The sequence below is a fragment of the Paraburkholderia sp. BL23I1N1 genome, assembly GCF_003610295.1.
GTDB lineage: Bacteria > Pseudomonadota > Gammaproteobacteria > Burkholderiales > Burkholderiaceae > Paraburkholderia.
Genome location: NZ_RAPV01000001.1, coordinates 6763490 through 6782652 on the forward strand (window position 1 = coordinate 6763490; position 19163 = coordinate 6782652).

General features: G+C 63.6%; 14 protein-coding genes. 1 reads left to right on the top strand and 13 read right to left on the bottom strand.

The features are described from left to right. Window positions 1-42: 42 nt before the first annotated feature. Window positions 43-2640 carry a Fe/S-dependent 2-methylisocitrate dehydratase AcnD gene (gene acnD / locus B0G76_RS31590; RefSeq protein ID WP_120295953.1) on the bottom strand — a complete coding sequence of 866 codons (2598 nt, stop codon included), beginning with the start codon at window positions 2638-2640 and terminating at the stop codon, window positions 43-45. A gap of 311 nt (window positions 2641-2951) precedes the next feature. Continuing rightward, window positions 2952-4121 (bottom strand): 2-methylcitrate synthase, encoded by a 1170-nt coding sequence (gene prpC / locus B0G76_RS31595; protein WP_120295954.1) that lies wholly within the window; start codon window positions 4119-4121, stop codon window positions 2952-2954. Between the two features lie 303 nt (window positions 4122-4424). Between prpC and prpR the strand changes: the two genes are divergently transcribed. Then, window positions 4425-6395, top strand: a complete 1971-nt coding sequence (gene prpR / locus B0G76_RS31600; RefSeq protein WP_120295955.1) for a propionate catabolism operon regulatory protein PrpR — start codon at window positions 4425-4427, stop codon at window positions 6393-6395. Here the strand turns inward: prpR and B0G76_RS31605 are convergent. From B0G76_RS31605 to B0G76_RS31655, 11 genes are all read right to left on the bottom strand, one after another. After that, a complete protein-coding gene (locus B0G76_RS31605; protein ID WP_120295956.1) occupies window positions 6352-6774 on the bottom strand; it encodes an AraC family transcriptional regulator in 423 nt (140 codons plus the stop codon). The genes prpR and B0G76_RS31605 overlap by 44 nt on opposite strands. Further along, window positions 6771-7940: an FAD-binding oxidoreductase gene (locus B0G76_RS31610; RefSeq protein WP_120295957.1), complete on the bottom strand. Its 1170-nt coding sequence runs from the start codon at window positions 7938-7940 to the stop codon at window positions 6771-6773. The genes B0G76_RS31605 and B0G76_RS31610 overlap by 4 nt, the downstream gene beginning before the upstream one ends. Continuing rightward, window positions 7937-9307, bottom strand: coding sequence for an NAD(P)/FAD-dependent oxidoreductase (locus tag B0G76_RS31615; protein ID WP_120295958.1), 1371 nt, complete (start codon window positions 9305-9307; stop codon window positions 7937-7939). The genes B0G76_RS31610 and B0G76_RS31615 overlap by 4 nt, the downstream gene beginning before the upstream one ends. Beyond that, window positions 9292-9606 carry a (2Fe-2S)-binding protein gene (locus B0G76_RS31620; protein WP_120295959.1) on the bottom strand — a complete coding sequence of 105 codons (315 nt, stop codon included), beginning with the start codon at window positions 9604-9606 and terminating at the stop codon, window positions 9292-9294. Before B0G76_RS31620 ends, B0G76_RS31615 begins: the two co-directional genes overlap by 16 nt. Further along, window positions 9603-11456: an ABC transporter ATP-binding protein gene (locus B0G76_RS31625; RefSeq protein ID WP_120295960.1), complete on the bottom strand. Its 1854-nt coding sequence runs from the start codon at window positions 11454-11456 to the stop codon at window positions 9603-9605. The genes B0G76_RS31620 and B0G76_RS31625 overlap by 4 nt, the downstream gene beginning before the upstream one ends. After that, on the bottom strand, window positions 11456-12403 hold the full coding sequence (locus tag B0G76_RS31630) for an ABC transporter permease (RefSeq protein WP_120295961.1): 948 nt from the start codon (window positions 12401-12403) through the stop codon (window positions 11456-11458). Before B0G76_RS31630 ends, B0G76_RS31625 begins: the two co-directional genes overlap by 1 nt. Beyond that, window positions 12400-13353 (bottom strand): ABC transporter permease, encoded by a 954-nt coding sequence (locus tag B0G76_RS31635; RefSeq protein WP_120295962.1) that lies wholly within the window; start codon window positions 13351-13353, stop codon window positions 12400-12402. The genes B0G76_RS31630 and B0G76_RS31635 overlap by 4 nt, the downstream gene beginning before the upstream one ends. A gap of 93 nt (window positions 13354-13446) precedes the next feature. Next, entirely contained in the window at window positions 13447-15063 is a 1617-nt protein-coding gene (locus B0G76_RS31640) for an ABC transporter substrate-binding protein (RefSeq protein ID WP_120295963.1), read from the bottom strand. A gap of 67 nt (window positions 15064-15130) precedes the next feature. Beyond that, a complete protein-coding gene (locus B0G76_RS31645; RefSeq protein WP_120295964.1) occupies window positions 15131-16405 on the bottom strand; it encodes an FAD-binding oxidoreductase in 1275 nt (424 codons plus the stop codon). Window positions 16406-16460: 55 nt separating this feature from the next. Continuing rightward, complete coding sequence (locus B0G76_RS31650) at window positions 16461-17129, bottom strand: haloacid dehalogenase type II (RefSeq protein ID WP_120295965.1); 669 nt, start codon at window positions 17127-17129, stop codon at window positions 16461-16463. 261 nt (window positions 17130-17390) lie between these two features. Further along, window positions 17391-18893 carry an aldehyde dehydrogenase gene (locus B0G76_RS31655; RefSeq protein ID WP_120295966.1) on the bottom strand — a complete coding sequence of 501 codons (1503 nt, stop codon included), beginning with the start codon at window positions 18891-18893 and terminating at the stop codon, window positions 17391-17393. Window positions 18894-19163 lie beyond the last annotated feature (270 nt).

Genomic DNA, 19163 nt, shown 5'->3' on the forward strand with positions numbered 1-19163 from the left:
AATAGTGTCCTGATGAGGGCTCAAAGGGCTTAAATAAAGGCCTTAAGCCGCAGCCTTCGTCGATTCGAGAAAGTCCTGCGCGAATCGTTGCAACACGCCGCCGGCTTCGTAGATCGACACCTCTTCCGCGGTGTCGAGGCGGCACGTCACCGGCACCTCTACACGCTCACCGCTCTTGCGATGAATCACAAGCGTGAGGTCAGCGCGCGGTTTGCGCTCGCCGATCACGTCGAAGGTTTCGGTGCCATCGATAGCGAGCGTCAGACGATTCACACCCGGTTTGAATTCCAGCGGCAACACGCCCATGCCCACCAGATTCGTGCGGTGAATCCGCTCGAAGCCCTCAGCTACGATCGCTTCCGCGCCAGCAAGACGCACGCCCTTCGCCGCCCAGTCGCGCGACGAACCCTGACCGTAGTCGGCCCCGGCAATCACGATCAGCGGCTGTTTGCGCTCCATGTAGGTTTCGATCGCTTCCCACATGCGCGTCACCTTGCCCTCGGGCTCGATGCGCGCCAACGAACCCGCCTTCACCTTGCCATCTTCCAGCACCATCTCGTTCTTCAGCGTCGGGTTCGCGAAAGTGGCGCGCTGCGCGGTCAGGTGATCGCCACGGTGGGTTGCGTACGAATTGAAGTCCTCTTCCGGCAAGCCCATTTTGGAAAGGTACTCACCCGAGGCGCTGTCCGCCAGAATCGCATTCGAAGGCGACAGGTGGTCGGTGGTGATGTTATCGCCCAGCACGGCCAGCGGACGCATGCCCTTAAGCGTGCGCTCACCGGCAAGCGCGCCTTCCCAATACGGCGGACGGCGAATGTACGTGCTCATCGGACGCCAGTCATACAGCGGATCAGCCTTCTCACCGGTATCCACAGACACGGCGAACATCGGTTCGTACACCTTGCGGAACTGCTCCGGCTTCACGCTCGAAGCAACGATCGCGTCGATCTCTTCATCCGACGGCCAGATGTCCTTCAGCTTGATGTCATTGCCGTCAGCGTCGATGCCCAGCACATCCTTCTCAATATCGAAGCGGATCGTGCCGGCAATCGCATAGGCCACCACCAGCGGCGGCGACGCGAGGAAGGCCTGCTTCGCATACGGATGAATGCGGCCGTCGAAGTTACGGTTACCGGACAGCACAGCCGTCGCATACAGATCGCGATCGACGATCTCCTTCTGGATCACCGGATCCAGCGCACCCGACATACCGTTGCACGACGTGCACGCATACGCGACCACGCCGAAGCCCAGTTGCTCCAGTTCCGGCAACAAGCCCGCGGCTTCCAGATACAGCGTGACCGCCTTCGAGCCCGGTGCGAGCGACGTCTTCGCCCACGGCTTGCGGATCAACCCGTGCCGATTCGCGTTACGCGCCAGCAAACCGGCGGCGATCATGTTGCGCGGGTTGTTGGTGTTCGTGCAGCTCGTGATCGCCGCAATGATCACCGCGCCGTCCGGCATCAGACCCGGCTCGTTCTCCACCTTGCCGCTGATACCGCGCGCGGCCAGTTCGGAAACCGGCAAACGACGATGCGGGTTCGACGGACCCGCCAGCGTACGCACCACGGTAGACAGATCGAACTTCAGCACGCGCTCGTACTCGGCGTGCTTCAGCGTGTCGCCCCACAGGCCGGTTTCTTTCGCATAGGTCTCGACCAGCTTGACGAGTTCATCGTCGCGGCCGGTGAGCTTGAGGTACTTGATGGTCTGCTCGTCGATGTAGAACATCGCCGCTGTCGCACCGAATTCGGGCGCCATGTTGGCGATGGTCGCGCGATCGCCGAGCGTCAGGTTGGCCGTACCTTCGCCGTAGAACTCGAGGTATGCGCCGACCACTTTCTCTTTGCGCAGGAATTCGGTGAGCGAGAGCACGACGTCGGTCGCGGTAATGCCCTCAGCCGGTTTGCCCGTGAGCTCGACACCGACGATATCCGGCAGCCGCATATACGAGGCACGGCCCAGCATCACGCTCTCGGCTTCGAGTCCGCCCACGCCAATCGCGATCACACCAAGCGCATCCACCATCGGCGTATGCGAGTCGGTGCCAACCAGCGTATCGGGGAACGCCACGCCGTCTTTGACCTGCACCACCGGACTCATGCGCTCGAGGTTGATCTGATGCAGGATGCCGTTGCCCGGCGGAATCACGTCGACGTTCTTGAACGCGCGCTTGGTCCAGTTGATGAAGTCGAAACGGTCCTCATTGCGGCGATCTTCAATCGCGCGGTTCTTCGCGAACGCATCCGGATCGAAACCGCCACACTCGACGGCGAGCGAGTGATCCACCACCAACTGCGTCGGCACGACCGGGTTCACCATCGCGGGATCGCCGCCTTGCGCCGCGATTGCGTCGCGCAGGCCGGCGAGGTCGACCAAAGCGGTCTGGCCAAGAATGTCATGGCACACCACGCGCGCCGGAAACCACGGAAAATCCAGCTCGCGCTTGCGTTCGATGATCTGCTTGAGCGACGCGGTCAGCGTCACCGGATCGCAGCGGCGCACTAGATTTTCGGCCAGCACGCGCGAGGTGTACGGCAGCGTGTCATAAGCGCCGGGCTGGATCGCATCGACCGCGGCACGCGTGTCGAAGAAATCCAGCTGGGTGCCGGCGAGGCGTTTGCGGTTGGCAGTATTCATAGCGTAGGGGACAAAACAATAATGATCCGGGGACAATGGCGGCAGCCGTGCTTCACAATCCGCTGCCCCTCTTTCAAGCGGCGCAACCCTCGCGTGTCCATCGGACAATCGCACAATCGGACAGTCTGTGTAGTTTAGCTCGCGGTGGCACGACGGCTTGCCGTGTATTTCGTTGATGCGCCGCAAAAAAACAGCCTTGGCTCGGGGTTCCAGCGAGCCAAGGCCTAACTTCATCACGCCGCTCTCACGAGACGCAATGGAGGAGAAACGCTTGCGGCTTTGCGTTTACACGGCTCAGACGGCTCACACGCTTAAACGCGCTTGGCGAGCGGCACGAACGGCAGGTCGTCGGGACCGGTGTAATTCGCGCTCGGACGAATGATCTTGTTGTCGATCCGCTGCTCGATAATGTGCGCGCTCCAGCCAGCCGTGCGGGCGATCACGAACAGCGGCGTGAACATCGCCGTCGGCACGCCCATCATGTGATACGACACCGCGCTGAACCAGTCGAGGTTCGGGAACATCTTTTTCGCGTCCGCCATCACTGCTTCAAGTCGCTCGGCGATGTTGAACAGCTTCAGATTGCCCGCTTCCTTCGAGAGCTGCTTCGCGACGTCCTTGATGACCTTGTTGCGCGGGTCCGAAATCGTGTACACCGGGTGACCGAAACCGATCACCACTTCCTTGTTTTCAACGCGACGGCGGATGTCGGCTTCGGCTTCATCCGGCGTCTGATAGCGCGACTGGATCTCGAACGCGACTTCGTTCGCGCCGCCGTGCTTCGGGCCGCGCAACGCGCCGATCGCGCCGGTGATCGCCGAGTAGATGTCCGAACCCGTGCCCGCGATCACGCGGCCAGTGAACGTCGAAGCATTGAATTCATGCTCGGCATACAGGTTCAGCGACACATGCATCGCGTCGACCCACGCCTTCGACGGTGCGACGCCGTGCAGCAGATGCAGGAAGTGGCCGCCGATCGAATCGTCGTCGGTTTCGACTTCGATGCGCTTGCCGTTGTGCGAATAGTGGTACCAGTACAGCAGCATCGAGCCGAGCGAGGCCATCAGCTTGTCGGCGATGTCGCGTGCGCCCGCCAGGTTGTGGTCGTCCTTCTCCGGCAGCACGGTGCCGAGCACCGACACGCCGGTGCGCATCACATCCATCGGGTGAGCAGCGGCCGGAATCCACTCCAGCGCGGCCTTGACGTTCGCGGGCAGGCCGCGCAGCGCCTTGAGCTTCGTCTTGTAGGCCGTCAGTTCGGCTTGCGTGGGCAGCTTTTCGTGGACCAGCAGATACGCGATCTCTTCGAATTCGCATGCACCGGCGATGTCGAGAATGTCGTAGCCGCGGTAGTGCAGGTCGTTGCCGGTCTTGCCGACCGTGCAGAGCGCAGTGTTGCCCGCCGTCACGCCGGACAGCGCAACGGATTTCTTCGGTTTGAAGGCGCCTGCGTTCGGCGTGCTGTTATCGGCTTCACTCATAATTTCGTCTCCAACTGCGGGGGTTGCGTTCGTGCGGCAATCAGCGCGCCGAGCTTGTCTTACAGGGTTTCAATGCGATGACCGGTGAAAACGGAGGCTAATACAGCAAAGAATGGGCCAGGTGAGGCCATCATCGCTAAGCAGTTGATTTAACAAACAAACCCCTCCCCGGCCACACCACCAGAAGGTTTCATAAGTGAAATCACGAGTTTCAAATTCGAAAACGACGGGTGCATAATAGACGGACTTCCCGTCCTTCCCGCCCCCTTTCTCCCCTTTTCCCCAAACACCGAGCCGCCCGCCGTGAGCACGCCTCCCTTCGACCCCGCGCAGCGCCCACGCATCTGGGCCGTCAGCATCAGCCGCCTGCGCGATCTGTTCTTCGACATTGCCGGTGAGTACGTCGAACGCGCCGATCTGCGCATCGTCTCGCATGGCTTCGAAGACGCCGTGCATGAGATCGACACGGTCGGCGCCGGGCGTCCGGATGTCGTGATTGCCGGCGGCTCAAACGGTGCGTATCTGAAAACACGCGTCAGCGTACCGGTCGTGCTGATCGGCCCGACTGGTTTCGACGTCATGCACGCGCTCGCGCGAGCGCGGCGCGACGGCGCGAAGGTCGCACTCGTCACGCACGGCGACACGCCGGACGAAGTGCGGCGCTTCATCGCCGCGTACGACATCGATGTGACATTTGCGTCGTATCAATCGGCGCAGGATGCGGAGAGTGTCGTTCTCGATCTGCGCGATCGCGGCATCGGCGCCGTGGTCGGCCCGGGGCTCATCGCCGATCTCGCGGCGAACGCCGGCATGGGCGCGGTGTTTCTGTACTCACGCGCATCGGTACGCGCCGCGTTCGACACCGCACTCGAAGTCGCGCAGGCCACTCGCCGCGAGACAGTTCGCCGTCAGCGGCTCGACAATCTGCTGCAGCATCTGCGCGACGGCGTGGTGGCGCTCGACGCGCAAGGGCGCGTCGAAGCGATGAATCAGCGGCTTGCCGACGTGCTGGGCATCGACGCGGCGCGGGCAGTGGGCCGCGCATTGCTCGACCTCGCGCCCGATCTCGCAGGCAGCTTGCCGGACTCGGACGGCGACGCCTTCTGCACGGTGCGGGGCGCGAGCTATGTCGTGCATCGCGGGCCGCTGGCGAGCAGCAGCTCCGCACCAGGCACCGTGCTGACGTTTCAGGAATCGCGTGCGGTCGAACGGCTCGACCGCACGTTACGCTCGCGGCAGCGCGTGCAGCAGTTCAGCGCGCGTTACCGGCTCGGCGATATCGTCGGCGTATCCGCTTCGATCGAACGGGTCCGCACGCTCGTGCAGCGCTACGCCAGATCGGACGCCACCGTGCTGATTCTCGGCGAAAGCGGCACCGGCAAGGAGATGGTCGCGCAGAGCATGCATCAGTTGAGCGCGCGGCGCGACTTCGCTTTCGTCGCCATCAATTGCGGCGCGTTTCCCGAGGCATTGCTTGAGAGCGAGTTGTTCGGTTATGAGGAAGGCGCGTTCACCGGCGCGCGCAAAGGCGGCAAGGCGGGGCTGATCGAAGTGGCGCACCGCGGCACCCTGTTTCTCGACGAAATCGCCGAGATGCCGCTGTCGTTGCAGAGTCGTCTGTTGCGCGTGCTGCAGGAGCGCGAAGTCGTGCGGCTCGGCTCGACGGAGCCGACGCGCGTGGATATCCGGGTCGTTGCGGCCACGCATCGTGCGTTGACCGAAGGGATCGAGGCAGGCAGTTTTCGCGCGGATCTGTACTACCGGCTCAACATTCTGAGCATCGCGTTGCCGCCGCTGCGCGAACGGCCCACCGATCTGCTGCCGCTCGCGGTCGAACTGCTGTTGCAGGCCGCGTCGCGGGAGCCGAGACTGGCGGCCCGGCTACCCGATGCGGATGCCGCGGCACGCATCCTTAGCGGTCTCAGTGAGCCGTTGAAGCGTTACACGTGGCCGGGCAACGTGCGTGAATTGCAGAACGTGATCGAGCGGATTGCGGTTGAGCTTGCCGATGCAGACACCGACACAGGCTCAAACGGCGCAACAGAAACCGTCTTTACTCTTGAGGTACTCCGTACCGTCGCGCCTGAAATCTTCGAGCAGCCTCAAGCACGCTCAAGGAAAGGAGCGCTAACGCTACGCGAGCGCAGCCGTCACGTGGAAGCCGACGAAATCCGCGCCGCGCTCGCCGCATGCGGCGGCGATCGCGATGCGGTTTGCGAGGCGCTCGGCATCAGCAAGACGACGTTATGGCGGAAGCTGAACGCGGCGCAGTAGCCTGAGTCGCGCCGCCATGCTTCACAGCACTCTTCACAGCATGCTTCGCCGCATTCGCTCCGGCGCGCGCGATGAACATGCTGGGCGTCATCCCGCAGCATCGTTTGAAATGCCGGCCGAAGTGGCTTTGATCGAAAAAGCCCACCTCCGTGGCCACCACCGATCCCGGCACGCCTTCGAGCAACAAGGTCTGCGCCCGCTGAATCCGCAGCCCGCACAGATAGCGATAAGGCGATGAACCGTACTGCTGACGAAACACCGTCGCGAAGCGCGACACGCTGAGCGCGGACAGCGCGGCGAGTTGCGCGAGCGTCACCGGCTCGTCGAAATGGGCTTCGATAAACGCCCGGGCGGCATTGAGGCTGATGGACTGTTTCATGACGTCGCAATGGTCGGGCGAGGCGCGGCTTGCTTCGCAAACCGGGAGACGGAAAATACGTTGAGGGGAATCTCCGTGCTTCCCGTGGCAACGAGTTCGGCCAGCGTCTCGCCGACGCCCGGACCGATCTGGAAACCGGAGCCGCAAAAACCGAACGCGTAGTACAGACCGTCCACCTTGCTGCTCGGACCGATCACCGGTTCGTTGTCGGGCAGATAGCTTTCCACGCCGCTCCACACGCGAATCACGTGCAGCGGCGCCATGGCGGGCACGAGCCGCCGCAACTGCGCGACTTGCCGCACGGTGTTGCGAGGCAGGACCGACGCGCGGCACGTCACGGCATCCGCCGGCCCACCGGGACCGCCGCCGACAATGATATTGCCGCGCGGAATCTGGCGGAAATAGATGCTCTCTTCCTTGATCGACGTGAACACGCCCATCGACGACTTGAACACATACGGCACCGGCTCGGTCACGGACATCTGCGGCCCACTCACGACCAGCGGAACGGGTTCGCCGAACTGTTCGGTCAGGCGGCTCGCCCAGGCGCCAGCGCAGATCACGAGTTGCGCAGCCCAATACACCGCGCCGCTGGCGCTCTCCACGCGAAACCGCGCGCCGTCTTTTTCGACCCGCACGATCTCGGTGTTCTCGATCACCTGAGCGCCGAGCCGCGCAGCCGCGCGACCAAATGCGGGCGCAGCGAGACGCGGATTGGCTTGACCGTCGAGTGGAGAAATCGAGGCCGCCAGCACCTCGCGACCGAGAAACGGATAGCGTTCGAACAGGGCCTCACCGTGCAGCACGGTGAGGTCGAGTCCGTACGCGCGGGCGTCGATCGCATATTGATCGAAATTGTCCACGTCCTTCTGGTGGTAGCACACGCGCGTGTGACCCGAGGCCAGAAACTCGACGTCCTCGCCAAGCAGTTCCGCCGAGCGTTGCCATGTGCGCAGCGCGCGGTTGGCCATTGCCAGTTGCGGCAATGCGCGACCCTGCCGGCGAACGCCGCCGAAGTTCACGCCGCTCGCCTGTTGCCCCGTGAGCCCACGTTCGAGCAGAATCACCGAACGCTTACGCTGACGCAAAAAAAAGGTGGTCGTCGTGCCCATGATGCCGCCGCCGATCACGATGACATCGGCTTCGTTCGTGGTCGTCGCGCTCATTCGGCCACCTCCTCGGTCAGCGCGACAGGCAGCGGTTTGACTGGCGCCTGGCCGCGCAGCCGTCCCACCGAAGACAACGGCACCGAAGCCGCTGCCGCGATGATTTCCGCGCCAGCGTGGCCGCAGTAACGCCCTTGGCAGCGTCCCATGCCGACGCGCGAAAAGGCCTTCGCGCGATTGACTTCCTGGGCGCCGGTCGCGTGCACGACACGGCGTAACTCGCCGGCCGTAATCGCCTCACAGCGGCAGACGATCGTTTCATCCGGCAACGCAGCAGCGAATTTCGCCGGCCACGGAAAGGCTTCGCGCAAGCCCGCGGCAAAGCGTGTGAACCGCGCGAGTTCGGCGCGCAAATGCTCCACGCCTTCAACGTGCATGCCGTGATCGCTCAACGCCGCCAGTGCCGCGAGGCGGCCCGAACGTTCGGCTGCATCCGCGCCACGCACTCTTGCGCCATCGCCCGCCAGATAGACGCCCTTGACGCTGCTACGGCCGTCGTCGTCGATTTGAGGAAGCCATTGGTGCGAGTTGTCGTCGAACAGGAAGCGGCACCCCGCGAGGTCCGCAAGCTGCGTCTCGGGACGCAGGTGATAGCCGAGCGCGACGGCATCACACGTCAGTTCCAGGTGCTTGCCATCCGGCAACGCAACCACGACACCGCTCACGCCCTCTTGCGGCGAACCTTTGATTTCCAGAGGCTGCACGCCACGATGAACCGGCACGCGCGCTTTTGCCAACACACGCGTCAACGCAATCCCCTTTTTGAGCGCGGCGGGAATCGCCAGCAAACGCGGCAATGCGGCCACGCGCTGCATGAACGTCGACGTATCGAGCACGGCAGCCACCTGCGCGCCCGCCTTCACGTATTGCGCCGCCACGAGATACAGCAGCGGACCGCTGCCCATCATCACGATGCGCGAGCCGATCGCGCAGCCCTGCGATTTCAGCGCAACCTGCGCGCCGCCGAGGCTATAGGTGCCGGCCTGGTGCCAGCCCTTGACGGGCATCAGCCGGTCTGTCGCGCCGCTGCAGACGATCAGCGAATCGAACGTCAGCGTCTGGTAGCGCGTGCCGCTCGCCAGATGCACGGCGTTCGGCGAGATATTCCAGACCAGCGTCTCCGGCAGATAGTCGATCTTGCCTTTCAGCGCGTCGAAGCTCCGATGCAGCGAAGCGGCGCGCGCGGCCTCAGTGCCGTACAGCGTCTCGTAGCTGCGCGAAAAACCCTCCGGTTGCCGCCGATAAATCTGGCCGCCGTCACGCCGCCCTTCGTCGATAACCGTGGGCCTCAGCCCGGCTTCGACCAGCGCCTTGGCAGCGCGCACGCCCGCCGGGCCGGTGCCGATGATCACTACGCGCGGGGCCATACACCCTCCCCGGCTTCCGCCAGCTTCGTGACGATCGACATGCCAGGCGCCGCAGGCGTACTGCATGCCCGCATGCGTTCGCCTTGCGCCGTCCAGACCCAGCAGTCCTGGCACGCGCCCATCAAACAGAAACCGGCGCGGCGGCCGTCGCAGAATTCGGAATCGCGCAGGGTACTCACGCCGGTCAGCAACGCGACCATGAGCGTGTCGCCCTCGGCGGCCTCGCGCACAACGCCGTCCACGGTAATCGGAAAGGTCTTGCGGCCCGTTTCCGCTACGCGCACAAATCGTCCGTTCATGCCGTGGTCGTCTCCACAGTCTGCAAGCGATTCAATTCGGTGGCCGGATGATGGCAAAGAATCTCCGCGCCCGAAGGCAGCTTCTTCAGCGACGGCGGCGTCATATTGCACGTGCCGTCGATACGCACCGGACAGCGCGCACGGAACGAACACAACTCGGGGATATCGGCGCTCTCGCCCATCGGCGGCAACGCGGCACAACCGACCTCGCGGCGTGCATCGAGCCAGCCGGGTTTCAAAGCGGGCACCGAGTCGACCAGCAATTCCGTGTACGGGTGATACGGCGGCGCGGCGAGCACGTCGCACTGCCCGGCTTCCACGCGATGCCCCGCGTACAGCACGATCACTTCGTCGCAGATCGCGCGCACGGTCGAGATGTCGTGACTGATGAACATGTACGACACCCCAAGTTCGCGGCGCAATTCGGCCAGCAGATCGAGAATCGCCGCGCCGACCACCGTATCGAGCGCGGAGGTCACTTCGTCGCACAGGATCAACGCGGGATTGGCGGCGAGCGCGCGCGCCAGATTCACGCGCTGCTTCTGGCCGCCGGAGAGTCCGGCAGGCGTGCGCGTGGCGATCGATGCCGGCAGCTTCACCAGATCGAGCAGTTCCAACATGCGTTTTTTCGCCGCCGACCCACTCAGATGGTGATAGAACGCGAGCGGGCGGCCCAGAATATCGGCGATCGAATGGCTCGGGTTGAGCGCGGTATCGGCGTTCTGGAACACGATCTGGATCTGCCGGTACTGCTCCGGCGTACGGCGCGACAGTTGCGCGGGCAAGGGCTTGCCGTCGAACAGCACTTCACCGCGCGCGCGGTCGACGAGGCCCGCCACCACCCGCGCAAGCGTGGTCTTGCCGGAGCCGGATTCGCCGATCACGCCGAGCGTGCTGCCGCGTGGGATTGACAGGCTGACGTCGTCCAGCACGCGCACGGCGGGCGCGCCGAAGCGGTCGATCCGTCCGTATCCCGCCGCCAGCCCACGAATTTCGAGCAGCGGCGGAATGTGCTTGCCGAGCTGCTGCGGCGTCGCCAGATCCATTTCCGGACGGCGCGTGGCGGCGAGCAATTGCTGCGTGTAGGCATCCACGGGCGCATCGAGCACTTGCGCGACCGCGCCGTTCTCCTTCACCGCGCCGCCATTCAGCACGACGATGCGGTCCGCCATCTGCGCGACCACCGCCAGATCGTGCGACACGTACACGGCGGTCGTGCCGAGTTCGCGGACCACTTTCTTGAAGGCCGCGAGCACTTCGATCTGCGTGGTGACATCGAGCGCGGTGGTCGGCTCGTCGAACACCACCACCGCCGGATCGGTGATCAACGCCATCGCGGCCATCAACCGCTGCAACTGCCCACCGGACACCTGATGCGGATAGCGATCGCCGATCGTCTCCGGCTCGGGCAGCGCCAGCGCGCGGAACAGGCCGATCGCTTTCACACGTGCCGCATCTTTCGTCATCAGACGATGCAGCAACGCAGGCTCGGTCACCTGATCCATGATCGTGCGCGCCGGATTGAAGCCCGCCGACGCACTCTGCGCGACATACGCCACGGTCCGCGCCCGCAATGCGCGACGGCCCTGGGCATCGAGCGAGAGCACATCCAGTTCGCCGATCCGAATCGAACCGCTGCTGATCGAACAACCCGCGCGTGCATAGCCCAGCAGAGACAGCGCGATGGTCGTCTTGCCCGACCCGGACTCGCCGATCAGCGCCAGCACCTCGCCCTTCTTCACCGAAAAATCGACACCCTTGACGATCTCCGTCACCGGCCCCGGCGCCGCCCCGGCGACGATCCGCAGGCCCTTCACTTCGATCATGTCCCGCTCAGCGCGATCAGCCATCACGCACCTCCATGGCTGCGGCCGCGACGCCGCAGGTTGTCGATCAACAGATTCATACCGATGGTCAGCGTCGCAATCGCAACGGCCGGCATCAAAACAGCGGGCGCCCCCTCGGACAAACCGCCGATGTTCTCGCGCACGAGCGATCCCCAATCCGCATTCGGCGGCTGCACGCCGAGCCCGAGAAAACTCAAGCCGCTCAGCAACAGCACGATGAACACGAAGCGCAAACCGAAATCGGCGAGCATCGGATGAATCATGTTCGGCAGCACTTCGACCCGTGCGATATACAAGATGCCCTCGCCGCGCGCTTTGGCGACCTGTACATATTCGAGGCCCGTCAGGTTCACCGCGAGCGAGCGTGAAATGCGGAATGCGCCGGGGATATAGGCCAAAGCGGCGACAGTCGTCAGCATCGTGATCGACGATCCGAACGCGGCGATCACCACCAGCGCGAGCACCTTGCTCGGGATCGAGATCAGCGCGTCGAACAGACGGCTGAGGATTTCATCGACCCAGCGCCCTGACACCGCGGCGAGCAAACCGAAGAACGTGCCGATCACGCTGGCCAGCACCGCGGCCGCGAGCGCAAGACCCACCGTATAGCGTGCGCCGTAAAGAATCCGGCTCAACATATCGCGGCCGAGATAGTCGGTTCCGAGCGGATACGCCGCGCTATAGCGGCCGAAAATCTCCGTCGACGTCAGCGTGCCGCCTTTATACGGTGCGACGAGCGGCCCGATGAACGCGACGATCAGCCAGAACGCCACCAGCAAGAGGCCGATCAGACCGAGTACCGAAAAACGATGCACAAGACGCTTGAGCACGCCCGTTTTCAGCGCCGCCGCCTCGTACGAAACGGGCTCCGGAAGGGGCTGCTCGGGACTCACGTCGTACAGCTCGGTCGTCGCGTGCGGCACGTGGGGATTGGTAGGTTGGCTCATCATCGACGCAGCCTCGGGTTGGATACGATTTGACACAGGTCGGCGATCAGCACGAGTGCAAGATACGCCGCACAGAACACCATTACGCAGCCCTGTACGAGCGGCATGTCGCGGTTGGTGACGGCATCCACCATCAGGCTCGCGAGGCCGGGATAGTTGAAGATCGATTCGACAATCACCACGCCGCCGAACAGATACGACAGGCTCAACGCCACCGCATTGGCAATCGGCCCGATGGTGTTGGGCAACACGTGCCACAGAACGACGCGTGCGGGCGAGGCGCCCTTGAGCACCGCCATTTCGACGTACGAGGAATTCAACTGATCGAGCACCGCGGCCCGCGTCATGCGCGCCATCTGCGCGACGATCACGCAGCACAGCGTCATCACCGGCATCGCGTAGATGCGCAGCAGCGCGCCGAATGAATGCACTTCCGAGAGATACGACAGCGCCGGCAGCCAGCGCAGCTTGACGGCGAAGATCAGCACGGCAATCGTGGCGATCAGAAACTCCGGCACGGCCACCGTCGAGAGCGTGAGCACGTTGAGCGTGCGGTCGAGCAGTGAACCGCGGAACATTGCCGAGGAAATACCGATCAGCAAGGCCACCGGCACCGAGACCAGTGCCGTCAGACCGGCCAGCACCAGCGAATTCGGCAGACGCGTAGCGATCAATCCGCTGACCGGCAGATTGTTCGACAGCGAGGTGCCGAAGTTGCCGCTGACAATATGAACGAGCCACTCGAAGTAGCGTTGCAGCGCCGGCTGGTCGAGACCGAACTGATGCCGCAATGCCGCGACGGCTTCCGGGGTCGCCGCCTGGCCGAGCGCCTGCTGGGCGGCATCGCCAGGCAGCAGCCCGGTGATGGCGAACACGACTGCCGAGACCAGCAGCAGCGTCAGCAGCGCGAGGCCAAGGCGCGCGGCGATGAGTCGTTGCGCGTGTGCTTTCATCGAAAGTCTCCTGTGTCGACCGAAGTAAGCGCTAAAGCGCTAACTCCGATCCCATGTAAAGCTGTCGACCCTTCGTTACTGCGCGTCAGTTGCTCACGCTTCCAGCCAGACGTTTTCCGCGAACATGAAACCCATCAGGCCGGCCAGCGGAATCGAGCCGAGACCCTTGAGCTTCGCCGTGTAGGCATCGAGCGAGCTCTGGAACAGCGGAATACCGACGCCGCCGGTTTCATGCACCAGCACCTGCATGTCGCCGTAAATCTTCTTGCGCTTCGCATCGTCCGGTTCGCCGCGTGCCGCGACCAGCATCTGGTCGAACTTCGCGCTCTTCCAGTTCGCTTCGTTCCACGGTGCGTCCGACTTGAAGAACTGCGTGAAGATCACGTCGGCGCTCGGACGCGCGTTGATATTGCCGAAACCCAGCGGATGCTTCATCCAGTGGTTCGACCAGTAGCCGTCGGACGGCACGCGCGACACCTGCAGATTCAGACCGGCTTGCGGCGCCACCTGCTGCAGGAACATCGCCATTTCAACCGACCCTTCCGCCGCCGGCGACGCGAAAATCTGGATCGGCGCGCTGCCTACTTTGGCCTTCTGGAAATGGAACTTGGCCTTGTCCGGATCGAAGGTGCGCTGCGGCAAACCGGCCAGGTAGTACTTGTTGGTCGGATCGATAGGCTGGTCGTTGCCGATCGCGCCGTAACCCTGGAAGATCGCCCGGCGCATCTGCTCACGATCCTGCAGGTACATCATGCCTCGCCGAAAATCGTCGTTGGCGGTAATACCGCCTTCGTCGCGAACGATCAGGTCGGTGTATTCGCCCGTCTTCGTCTCCAGCACCGCAAAACCACCGGCGCTCTTGATCTGGGCGGTCGAACGCGGGCTCACCGAGTTGATCAGTTGCACGTCGCCCGAAAGCAGCGCATTCACGCGTGCCGATTCGTCGCCAATACCGATCAGTTCGACTTCGTCGAGATACGGCATGCCCGGCTTCCAGTACTTCTCGTTCTTCACGCCGACCGTGCGCACGCCCGGCGAGAATTCCTTGAGCTTGAACGGGCCGGTGCCGACCGCCGTTTTGAAATCCTTGGTGCCGTCTTTAATGATCTGGAAATGCGAGGTAGCGAGAATCACCGGCAGGTCGGCGTTCGGCCCTTCCAGCGTGATCGTCACTTCGTTCGGGCCCGTCGCCTTCACTTCCTTGATCTGATCGGCCAGCGTCTTCGCTTTCGATGCCGTCGCCGGGTCCTTGTGGCGCATGATCGAGTACACGACGTCCGCCGGGGCGAGCGCCTTGCCGTCGTGGAACTGCACACCGTTGCGCAGTTTCACGACCCACACCGTTGCATCCTTCGTATCCAGCGAGGTGGCGAGCGCCATCTTCGCGCCGAGATGCGAATCGAGTTCGGTCAGGCAGTTGTAGAACATGAAGCCGCGCACATAGTCCGTGCCGAGCGCGCCCTTGGCCGGATCGAGCGTGTCGGCGGCGGAAGCGGACTGCGTTGCCACGCGGATCTTGCCGCCCTGCTTCGGCTTCGCTTGCGCAAATGCCGCGCCGCTCGCGGTCTGAAGGCCCGCGCCCGTCACCGACATCATCCCGGCCGCAGCCATCGCGCGCAGCACGCCGCGTCGCGACGTGCCTTTTGACGTCAATCGCTCCAACTCGGTGCCGAGTTGAAGAGCGTCATGTTGTGAGGTTTCCTTATTCATCGAACTTCTCCGCGAGGGTGACAGGGATAGCAGCGTGGTTTGTAATGGCAAATACAACAGTGAGGAATCAATAGAAAATGTCTTTGATGCGGTAGTACGTCCCCACCAGCGGCAGGAACCAGGGTTTGCCGGTATGCCCCGGAATCGCGGGCCATTCGGACTCGCGCCACGGATTGCGCTCTTCGTGACCGTCCATCACGTCGGCCATCACCTGGCCCATGTGCGTCGACATCTGCGTGCCGTGGCCGCTGTATCCCAGCGAAAAATAGATGCCGTCATGCTGTCCGGCATGCGGCAGGCGGTCGGCGGTCATGTCGACGAGGCCGCCCCAGCAATAGTCGATGCGTGCGCTGGCCAACATCGGGAACAGCTCGGCGAGACCCTGCTGCAGAATCCTTCCGCTCTTCGCGTCCGAGGGCTGCTCGGACGCCGTAAAGCGCGCGCGCCCACCGAACAGCAAACGCGAATCGGGCGTCACGCGGAAGTAGTTGTGCATCAAACGCGTGGTGGTATACGCGCGCTGGTTCGGAAACACCTGCGCCAGCAGGTCCGGCGACAGCGGTTCCGTCACCACGATGAACGAACCGATCGGCGCGAGCCGCCGGCGATACCAACCGAACGGGCCATTCCGCGACGGGCCGGTCGCGATCAACACCTGCTTCGCGCGCACTTCGCCACGCTCAGTGGTGACCTTGAAGCCACTGCCGTCTTTCGCGATCGCGGTGACCGCCGCGTTTTCATAGAGCTTCGCGCCGCGACGAACCGCGGCACTTGCAAGTCCGACCGTGAACTTGCCCATATGCATCTGGCCGCCATGCCGTTGCAGCAGTCCGCCGTAAAAACTGTCCGACTGGACCTCGCCGCGAATTCGCTCCCGTCCAATTAGTTCGATATCCGTATCGACTTCGCGCCGGATCAATTCCGCCGTCTTCTCCAGATGCGCGAAGTGATGCGGTTTCGACGCCAGCTTCAGCTTGCCGGTCGCGATGTAATTGCAGTCGATGCTCTCCTCGCGAATCAGGCGCTCGACCGTATCGACCGCATCCGAAAACGCGCGGTAGCAGGCAGTGGCCCGCTCCACACCGAGTTGCGCGACCAGCGCGACGAAGTCTTGCGCGACGCCGGTATTGACCTGCCCGCCATTGCGCCCGGACGCGCCACCGCCAATGCGCCCCGCGTCGAGCACCGTCACCGAGGCGCCGCGTTTGCCCAACGCCTGCCCCGCCGACAGCCCGGTGAAGCCGCCGCCGATCACGACGACATCGGTCTGACCTTCCACCGGACCTTCACACGCCGAAACGAGCGGCGGTGCGGTGTCGAGCCAATAGGAATCGAGCTTCATCCGGTCTGTCCTTGAGAGGGGCAATGCGCGAGGCAGTGAATGCCGCAACCGGCGCTTACAGGCCGAGTTCCGCAGCCAGGTGCGGAATGTCGTTGACTTCGTAGTACTGGTAGTACGGCGTCGACGGTTCGTGACCGCGCTTGACGAAGGCCTTGTGCTTGATGCCCAGATCGTGTGCGGTCATCAGGTCGTAGCGCAGGCTCGACGACACGTGCAGCACGTCTTCCGGATTGCAGTTGAGCTGGTCGAACATGTATTCGAAGCCTTGCATACGCGGCTTGTACGACTGCGCCTGCTCGGCCGTGAAGACCGCATGGAACGGCGCGCCGAGCTTGTCGACGTTGCTCTGGATCTGGTTGTTCGAGGCGTTCGACAGAATCACCAGCTTATACTTTTTGGCGAGGCGCGAGAGACCTTCCGGCACATCCGGATGCGGGCCCCAGGTCGGCACGGCCAGGTAGATCTTCTCTGCTTCCTGTTCATCGAACGCGACACCCATGCGCTTGCACGCGCGGCGCAATGCGTTGACCACCACGTCGCGGTACGGCTTCCATGCGCCGAGTACTTCGTCGCGACGATAGCCCGCGTAGAACGCAACGAGCTTTTCCAGGTCGTCGCCTTGCAGCACGTTGCCGAACATTTCGCGGGTCATGTCGGCCATGCGGAACTTCGTGAGCGTGCCGTAACAGTCGAAGGTGATGTATTTCGGTTCGAATTCGATCATGGTGCAGTCCTATCGTGGTGGTGAACTCGCTGCGAGCTCATTGGCGAAAACAGGTACAGCTCATCCCTGTAAAAGATTTAATCAGCGCAAAAACATAGATGTTCCTGATTCGAGCGCTGCTGATGACACAAACCATGCGTTTTGAGGCGGTTGCGCAGCACAGTCTGCGGTGGGCGGGCTGGAAGGCCCGTCAGTATTCGTGTTCCGGGTGTCGCGGGTGTTGCGGGTGTTGCGGGTGTTGCGGGTGTTGCGGGTTTCGCTTCAAGGCCGCAGGTCGATCAGCACGCTCTTGAAGCGCAGGTTGGCCTCGTAAGCCTGGCGGCCGAGGTCCTTGCCAATGCCCGAGCGCTTGTAACCGCCTGTAGGGATCATGAAGTCGGAAGTGCGGCCGTAGCGGTTAACCCACACCGTCCCCGCTTCAAGGCCGCGCACAAAGCGCAGCGCCCGGCCAAGGTCCCCTGTGTGCACGCCGGCAGCCAGCCCGTACTCGGGATGCTGGGCCAGCGCGAGCGCTTCGTCTTCAGTGTCGAAGGTCTGCAACGTCAGCACCGGACCGAACACCTCTTCACGCACGGCTTCGGAATGGGACGTGACATCTGTGAGCAGCGTCGGTGTATAGAACGCGCCATTCGACCCGCAAGCAGCCCCGCCATCGGCGCGCACACCGCCATAGCGCAGCGTCGCGCCCGCCTCCAGCGTGCGCCCGACGATCCCTTCGATACGCGCTGCCTGCGGCTCGGAAATGATCGGCGACAACGTCGTGCCGGCGGCCCAGGTCGCGCCGGGCTTCAACTCGGCGAAAATCTTGCCGATGCGCTCGGCAAGCGGCTCCGCCAGACTCCGCTCGACCAGCAGCCGCGAGCCCGCCACGCACACCTGGCCGGCATTGCCGGTAATGGAGCCAGCGATCCGGCGCGCCACGTCGTCGAGACGCGGGGCGTCGGCGAACACAATTTGCGGGCTCTTGCCGCCCAGTTCGAGCGTGACCGGCTTGGTGCCGCTTTGGGCGCAGGCCGCCATGATCGCGGCGCCCGTGCGCGTGGAACCGGTGAAGGTGACCTTGCTGATCTTCGGATGGCGCACCAGCGCGTCGCCGGTAACACGGCCGTCGCCCTGCACCACGTTGAAGATGCCGGCCGGCACGCCCGCCTGCACGGCCAGTTCGGCGAGCCGCAAGACCGAGAACGGCGTCATCTCCGAAGGCTTCAGCACCACCGCGTTGCCCGCCGCGAGAGCGGGCGCGATCTTCCACGACGCCATCACCAGCGGGAAATTCCACGGCGCGATCGCGCCGATCACGCCGTACGGTTCGGCGATCGTCATACCCAGATGATCGTGATCGGTGGCGGCCACGTCGCCGCCCAGCTTGTCGGCGAACTCGGCGTAGAAGCGAATGCCTTCGGCGGTGAACGGCACGTCCCAGCCGGTTGCCTGAGCGATCGGGCGCGTCGAGCCGAGCGCTTCCAGACGGCCTAGATACGGTGCGTCGGCTTCGACCAGATCGGCAAAACGGCGCAGAATCTTCGCGCGCTCACGCGGCGCCATGCGCGCCCAGCCGCTCGTTCTGAACGCCTGCCACGCGTTCTCCACCGCGCGATCCACCGTCTCGGCGTCGGCGAGCGGCAGGGAGGCGTAGACCACGCCGTCCGAGGGGCGCGCCACTTCGAGGCGGTGCTCGCCGCCGCGCCCTTCCCCTTCCGTATACTCACCGCCGATGAAATGTCCGCTGCGAAACGCGACGTCGTCCGGGTTGAAGCTGTCCATGAGAGAAGTGTCCTGTGTGGCTAGCTGGGTGACTGGCTCGGTGATTTGCTATGAGTCCCGGGCGGTGCGTCGTACAACGTCGCCGCCATGACAAAATCGTAGAGCCGCGGGCATGGCATATGTCGCCGACAAAAATCCCCGCGCAGCAGAACACGCCTGTAATGAGCGATCAAACTGGGTGTTTTGCATCGATTTACGATGCGACCCCTTCGGGCGCTCCGGATAAAAAGATCGTCCTAGTCACGCCGCGCACCGGATGACACAGTGACG

What these genes read in the sequence shown, in the direction of transcription:
- acnD (WP_120295953.1), bottom strand. Translation starts at nt 2,640, where the DNA reads ATGAATACTGCCAACCGCAAACGCCTCGCCGGCACCCAGCTGGATTTC.
- prpC (WP_120295954.1), bottom strand. Translation starts at nt 4,121, where the DNA reads ATGAGTGAAGCCGATAACAGCACGCCGAACGCAGGCGCCTTCAAACCG.
- B0G76_RS31605 (WP_120295956.1), bottom strand. Translation starts at nt 6,774, where the DNA reads ATGAAACAGTCCATCAGCCTCAATGCCGCCCGGGCGTTTATCGAAGCC.
- B0G76_RS31610 (WP_120295957.1), bottom strand. Translation starts at nt 7,940, where the DNA reads ATGAGCGCGACGACCACGAACGAAGCCGATGTCATCGTGATCGGCGGC.
- B0G76_RS31615 (WP_120295958.1), bottom strand. Translation starts at nt 9,307, where the DNA reads ATGGCCCCGCGCGTAGTGATCATCGGCACCGGCCCGGCGGGCGTGCGC.
- B0G76_RS31620 (WP_120295959.1), bottom strand. Translation starts at nt 9,606, where the DNA reads ATGAACGGACGATTTGTGCGCGTAGCGGAAACGGGCCGCAAGACCTTT.
- B0G76_RS31625 (WP_120295960.1), bottom strand. Translation starts at nt 11,456, where the DNA reads ATGGCTGATCGCGCTGAGCGGGACATGATCGAAGTGAAGGGCCTGCGG.
- B0G76_RS31630 (WP_120295961.1), bottom strand. Translation starts at nt 12,403, where the DNA reads ATGATGAGCCAACCTACCAATCCCCACGTGCCGCACGCGACGACCGAG.
- B0G76_RS31635 (WP_120295962.1), bottom strand. Translation starts at nt 13,353, where the DNA reads ATGAAAGCACACGCGCAACGACTCATCGCCGCGCGCCTTGGCCTCGCG.
- B0G76_RS31640 (WP_120295963.1), bottom strand. Translation starts at nt 15,063, where the DNA reads ATGAATAAGGAAACCTCACAACATGACGCTCTTCAACTCGGCACCGAG.
- B0G76_RS31645 (WP_120295964.1), bottom strand. Translation starts at nt 16,405, where the DNA reads ATGAAGCTCGATTCCTATTGGCTCGACACCGCACCGCCGCTCGTTTCG.
- B0G76_RS31650 (WP_120295965.1), bottom strand. Translation starts at nt 17,129, where the DNA reads ATGATCGAATTCGAACCGAAATACATCACCTTCGACTGTTACGGCACG.
- B0G76_RS31655 (WP_120295966.1), bottom strand. Translation starts at nt 18,893, where the DNA reads ATGGACAGCTTCAACCCGGACGACGTCGCGTTTCGCAGCGGACATTTC.